Here is a 6,624-nt window from a genome sequence, read left to right on the forward strand (position 1 = left end):
TCGTAAGAAGTATAAGAAATTAGTTCGTCGACTTTGTGATGTATATGACTATATTTTGATTGATGCTCCAGCCGGTATTGGTAAGGGCATAGAGTCTATTTTAGACTTAGTAAATCGCTGTATTGTTGTAACGCATCCGTTGTGGGTATCCTTACGTAATGGAGCGCGCATGATTCAAGTGTGTGAGGAACATAATATTCGCGATTTTGCTATTGCTTTTAATGCAGTACCTACAGATGGTGAAGACATAGACTTATACGATATGCTAGAAGTTCTTCGCGCCGAATATGTAGGGGCTATGATTCCTTATGATGAAGATGTGTTAACCTATACACAAGATGGACAGCTGTTAGATTTAGCTTCTCATGAATTCCGCAATGTATTAGCACCTCTTGTGGACTATGTTGTAACTGGGGATTGCTGGGAAGATTATGATGTACAAAAGCAATTTGATGCCTATGTAGCGAAGAAAAAGGCTGCTACAGAAAAACAAGGTACACCTACTCTTGCTGCAGCTGGTGAGTCTATCTTTGAAGACTCGAATAATGTTCTCTATATTAATCGCGGCGGTTGGACTACTCAGCGTTTATTAGTGCAAGGTAAGCAAAGCTTATGGCGCCGTCGTAAATTGAAATAGGTGATATGATGTGGCGGAAACTATGGAACGATAGCGACTGGGCTATTATCATATGTACTTTCTTACTTGTTTGTATTGGTTTAGCAGCCATTGGCAGTGCAACGCATGTTAATCAAGAGCCTATTGGATTTGGTAGTTTAGTAGTAAAACAACTCATATTTTTCTTAGCTAATGTAGCCGTTGTGATAGGTATGCAGTTTCTTAACTACCATCGCCTAAAGGATTGGGGTAATATCATTTACGCCATTACCCTTTTGATGTTGATTGCCGTTATGGCCGTTGGTACCTCTGCATTGGGGGCCCAACGCTGGATTCAATTGGGACCTATTACGATTCAACCATCAGAGTTTTCTAAATTGCTCATGATTATTTGCATGGCTAAAATGCTAGAGCCTCGTATTGGCAAGTTAGATACATTTAAATCATTAATATTGCCTGTATTATATGTTGGGGTACCTATTGCACTCGTATTCTTACAGCCTGACCTAGGTACATCTCTTGTGTATATTGCTATTTTTGTAGGCATGTTATTTATTTCTGGTATTAGAACAAGACTTATAAAAATTATTGCCGGTACTGGTTTATTATTGATGCCTTTAGGTTGGTTTGTACTGAAAGAATACCAAAAACAACGTATTCTTGTATTTTTAAATCCAGATATTGATCCGTTTGGATCAGGCTATCATATCATTCAGTCTAAGATTGCCATTGGTTCAGGTTTGATTTTTGGTAAAGGTATCTTTAATGGTACGCAAAGTCAGTTGAACTTCTTACCAGAAAACCATACGGACTTTATTTTCTCCGTTATTGGTGAAGAATTTGGTTTTGTAGGCTGTATTATCGTGTTGTTTTTGCTCTTTATGCTGATTTATCGCAGCATTAAAGTAGCCTATATGTGTAATGATAATTTTGGTATGTTATTAGCTACGGGGATTGCTACCATGTTTACCTTTGAGGTACTCGTTAATGTAGGCATGACTATTGGTATTATGCCTGTTACAGGGATTCCATTACCATTCCTTAGCTATGGTGTTAGTGCGTTGACTACCAATATGTTGAGTATCGGTATTTTGTTAAATATTGCTATGCAACGGACGAAATATATTTTTTAAAAACCTATTTTTAGGATTGATTGTGAAAGAAGTCTTTCAGAAAAGACGGAGGATGTATGATTCAATTAGATACGTCATGGTTACAACATGTCCAAAAGCCTGCTCGTTATACGGGCGGTGAATATAACAGTATCGTAAAAGATCACAGTACTGTTGATGTAACAATGGCTTTAGCTTTTCCAGATGTATACGAAGTGGCTATGAGCCATTTGGGCATCAAAATTTTATATGGTCTTGTAAACCGTCGTGAAGATGCAGCAGCGGAACGTGTATTTGCTCCGTGGCACGATATGGAAGAGGAAATGCGTAAGCGTAACATCCCTTTATTCTCTTTGGAAACTCGTACGCCTATCAAAGATTTTGATGTGTTAGCCTTTACACTCCAATATGAGATGAGCTTTACTAATATTTTAAACATGCTCGATTTGGTTGGTATTCCAATGTACGCTAAAGACCGGGATATGGAGTTTCCATTACTCGTTTGTGGTGGTCCATGTGCATTTAATGTAGAGCCTATTGCAGATTTCTTTGATATTGTCTCCCTTGGTGAGTCCGAAGAATGGGGAGATGAATTCATCAATCTCTACAAGGCTGAAAAGGCAAAAGGATTCCCAGGCGGCAAGGAAGCATTCTTGCGTAAAGTGGCTCAAATCCCTGGTACGTATTGTCCAGCATTATACGATGTGGAATATACCGAGCAAGGCGATTTTAAATCTATTACACCGCGCTTTGAAGACGTACCTGCAGCTGTTGAAAAACGCATTGTTGAAGATGTAGAAAATGTTTTCTACCCAACAAAACCTGTTGTACCATTCTTAGATATAGTTCATGACCGTGCGGTACTCGAATTATTCCGTGGTTGTACACGTGGTTGTCGTTTCTGCCAAGCCGGTATGCTATATCGTCCTGTACGTGAAAAGACGCCAGAGCGTTTGCTTCAAATTGCTAAGGATACGATTGCTAACACTGGTTATAATGAAATCTCTTTGATGAGCTTAAGCTCTGCGGACTATTCTAAATTGCCAGAGCTAGTAGATATGCTTATGGAAGAGTTCAAAGACAAACAAGTGAGCGTAAGCTTACCATCCTTGCGTATTGATAGTTTCTCCATCGATATCGCTAAAAAGGTGCAACAAGTTCGTAAGAGTGGTCTTACCTTTGCACCTGAAGCAGGTACACAACGTATGCGCGATGTTATCAATAAAGGTGTTAGTGAAGAGGACTTGTTGGCGGCATGTACAAATGCCTTTAAATCCGGTTGGAATACAGTTAAATTGTACTTTATGATGGGCCTTCCAACTGAAACAGATGAAGATTTGGCAGGCATTGCTGATTTGGCGTACAAGGTGCTTGATTTACATCGTGATATTACAGGTAAACGAAATGGCTCTGTCACAGTGAGTGTATCCTTCTTTGTACCCAAAACACATTCTCCATACCAATGGTATGGTCAACAAGATGTAGAGGAAATCCATCGCAAACAACGGTATTTAAAATCTCTCATCAATAACCGCAATATTTCCTACCATTACCATGATGGCTATACTGGCTATATGGAGGCTGCTTTTGCTCGTGGGGACCGTAGATTATCTAAAGTTCTTGTGAAAGCATGGGAAGCGGGTTGTAAATTTGATGGTTGGACTGAGTACTTTAACTATGAAACTTGGTTGCAAGCATTCGCTGATTGTGGCTTGGATCCAGCATATTTTGCAAGACGTACTCGTGACTTCGATGAGCCATTACCTTGGGACCATTTAGATTGCACAGTAAGTAAAGCTTTCTTAAAACGGGAGTGGGAACAAGCGGTAGAGGCAAACCTAACAAGTGATTGCCGTCGCGGCCCATGTAAGGGCTGTAATGTATGTCCAGAGCTTAATACTGCAATTATTGACTATAAGGAGGGTGGCAGAGTTGAAAAAGTTACGTTTGGCCTTAAATAAGGGTGAAAAATTGCGATTCCTGTCGCACCTTGACTATGCACAAGCAGTAGAGCGTATGATTCGCCGCGCAGAAATTAAAATGGCGTACTCTGAAGGCTTTAATCCACATATGAAAATTAGCTTTTCCTCTGCACTAGCTCTTGGTGTAACAGCTGCAGCTGAATATATCGATATGGATGTTATTGAAGATGATAGTTTAGAGTCTATTATAGAACGCCTTAATCGTGTAGCACCTCCAGGCCTTGAAGTACTAGGTGGTAAAGAAATGCCTGATAAGGTTAAAAAGATGATGGCTATTTGTAACTTTGCCATCTATGAAGTTACAGGCCCTGTAACGGATGAAAATGCCGATTGGGATGCGTTACTAAAGCCTTTTAATGAGGCTCCGGAAATTTCTTACGAAAAGGTAACACCAAAGAAAACTCGTATTATCGATGTAAAAGAATTTGTAAAGGAGCCCATCGTTGCATCTGTGAAAGATGGTATGGTTACTCTTACAATGGGCATCGGTATTTATCCGCAAGGTACTATTAAACCTAGTGAAGTGTGGAACCTTGGTAAAGACCAATATAATTGGCCTATTACAAGTGGCTATGAAATTCATCGTAAAGCGATTATGGTGGAAAACGAAGAAGGTCGTTACACTCCACTGGAAATTAACTACTAATACTCGTTATATACATCTTAACTATTAATAGTCTTTACATAAATCGTAAGAGCTTATACACGTTTAGTGATTTAAGAGACCTATATATTTTATATTGAATGAAGGGAGGGATAGGATGCATAAAATTTTGGTCAATGTTATGCGAGAAGAAATTCGCATGGCTGTTATTGACGAAGATGGGCAGTTAGTAGACTTTGTCTTAGAGCGTACTGATGAGTCTCATATGGCAAATCATATGTACAAAGGTACTGTTAAGAACGTATTAAACGGTATGCAAGCGGCCTTTGTTGATATAGGGGGTTCTCAAAATGCATATTTGAACCTTCAACAAGGGAAAGAACAGAAAATCTTGCCACGCCTATCTGTGGGACAGCAAATTCTTGTACAAGTGGTAAAAGAGGAAATGCTTGGTAAAGGAGCTCGCGTTACAGCTGATGTGAGTTTGGCAGGACGTTTTATGGTGCTTTTACCATATTCTGAAGGCATGCATATTTCTAAGAAAATTACTGATGAAGCAGTACGTGCTAAATTACAAGAATTAGCAGCGCCTTATGTACAGGAAGGCTGTGGATTTATTATTCGTACCGCAGCCGCTAAGGCTAGTGCTGATGAAATCGGTCGTGATATGGAATATCTATGGCGTACATGGCAACATGTGTTAAAACGATTTAAGGTGGCTAAGAGTGGTACTGATCTCTATAGTGATGCGGATTTTTGGTTCCGCCTTGTGCGAGACTATGCGCATCGCAATGTAGGAGAGATTATTGTAGATTCTGATATGGGCGAGTCTCGGTTGCTGGATCTCTTAGGTCATGGGCCTACATCACAGCAAATTAAAGTGACACGTCACCGTGGTAGTACACCTATCTTTAAAGCCAATCATATTGAACCACAATTAGAAGATCTTATCTCTCGTGATATCAATCTACCTTCCGGTGGCTCTATCCGTATCGATCATACGGAGGCTCTCACCGTATTTGATGTAAACTCGGCTCATTACACAGGTAAGTCTAATAAGTTAGAAGATCTAGCTTTTACAGTCAATAAAGAGGCGGCAAAGGAAATTTGTCGACAATTGCGATTGCGCGATATTGGTGGTATTATCGTCGTCGATTTTATCGATATGAAGGATAAGTCCCATCAACAAGAGTTGTTAAAATTGTTGAGCGCACAGGCCAAGTTAGATAAGATGAAAACTGTAGTATGTGGTATTAGTTCGCTTGGTCTTGTGGAGATGACAAGAAAGCGTGCCCGTCAAGGTTTGCAAACTTTGATGTTTGATACATGTCCTCAATGTGGGGGCACTGGATACATGTTGTCAGGCAGAACTGTATACATGCAAATTATCCGTCGTATACGTGAGCTGTTTAAATCAGGTCGCATTAAATCGAATCTAGAAATCGAAGTACATCCAGAGGTAGCCCAATACTTAACTAAGGCTGTCCTTGAGGAGTTAGGTGATTCTATAGGGCGTAAGATTTCGATTGTAGTGAATTCACAAATTAGCCGAGAAGGATATTCTTTGATGGCAGTAGCAGAATAAGTAAGTAGTTTTTATAGGTGAGTTTCGTGTCTGTATTTGAAATTATATTAATTAGTATTGGTCTAGCCATGGATGCCTTTGGTGTATCGATTGGTAAAGGTTTATCAATGCCGGTAGGTGAAAATGGCCGAAAGGTTACATTGGCATTCTTATTTGGGTTATTCCAGTTTCTCATGCCTGTTATGGGATGGCTTATTGGGCGTCAGTTTATAGATATTATATCTGAATGGGATCATTGGATTATCTTCGGTCTTCTCGGCTATTTAGGTATTGCTATGATACGAGAAGGGCTTAGCGATGAAACTGATGAAGACGATGATAAGCAGTTTTTAGGCGCTTGGGAAATGATGATGCTCTCCGTAGCCACCAGCCTTGATGCTATGGCTGTAGGTCTTACTTTTGCTTTTATGCCCATCAATGTGTGGGAAGCCTCTACTATGATAGGGGTAATTACCTTTGGTATTTCTCTTATTGGTGTGTACCTAGGCAAATTTATGGGCCAGTTCGTGGGAAAATATGCAGACATATTAGGTGGGGGTGTATTGATTCTCATCGGCACAAAAATACTTTTACAACACCTCGGTATTATCGGAGAATTTTAGAGGTTTGTATATATATGAAAGTATCGTAAACTGAGCTATGTATGGTGAATTTTGTTTGACATGGATAGGTAAATACGATATACTATATCAGTATTAGTTCGGTTTACTGAACTTTGCAATCCG

General features: G+C 39.7%; 6 protein-coding genes. All 6 read left to right on the top strand.

The features are described from left to right. Positions 1–637, top strand: a 637-nt coding sequence (locus QZ055_RS07340; protein ID WP_295825695.1) for a cobalamin biosynthesis protein CobQ, incomplete at its 5' end; no start/stop codon positions are given. An 8-nt stretch (positions 638–645) separates the two neighbouring features. Further along, on the top strand, positions 646–1,749 hold the full coding sequence (rodA, locus tag QZ055_RS07345; protein ID WP_005386038.1) for a rod shape-determining protein RodA: 1,104 nt from the start codon (positions 646–648) through the stop codon (positions 1,747–1,749). Positions 1,750–1,805: 56 nt separating this feature from the next. Beyond that, on the top strand, positions 1,806–3,689 hold the full coding sequence (locus QZ055_RS07350; protein ID WP_295825697.1) for a TIGR03960 family B12-binding radical SAM protein: 1,884 nt from the start codon (positions 1,806–1,808) through the stop codon (positions 3,687–3,689). After that, a complete protein-coding gene (locus tag QZ055_RS07355) occupies positions 3,661–4,356 on the top strand; it encodes a TIGR03936 family radical SAM-associated protein (RefSeq protein WP_363178904.1) in 696 nt (231 codons plus the stop codon). The genes QZ055_RS07350 and QZ055_RS07355 overlap by 29 nt, the downstream gene beginning before the upstream one ends. Positions 4,357–4,471: 115 nt before the next feature. Further along, positions 4,472–5,899, top strand: a complete 1,428-nt coding sequence (locus tag QZ055_RS07360) for an Rne/Rng family ribonuclease (protein ID WP_178884688.1) — start codon at positions 4,472–4,474, stop codon at positions 5,897–5,899. A gap of 26 nt (positions 5,900–5,925) precedes the next feature. After that, entirely contained in the window at positions 5,926–6,501 is a 576-nt protein-coding gene (locus QZ055_RS07365) for a manganese efflux pump MntP family protein (protein WP_295825705.1), read from the top strand. Positions 6,502–6,624: the final 123 nt, after the last annotated feature.

Source organism: uncultured Veillonella sp. (assembly GCF_905209685.1).
Lineage (GTDB): Bacteria > Bacillota > Negativicutes > Veillonellales > Veillonellaceae > Veillonella.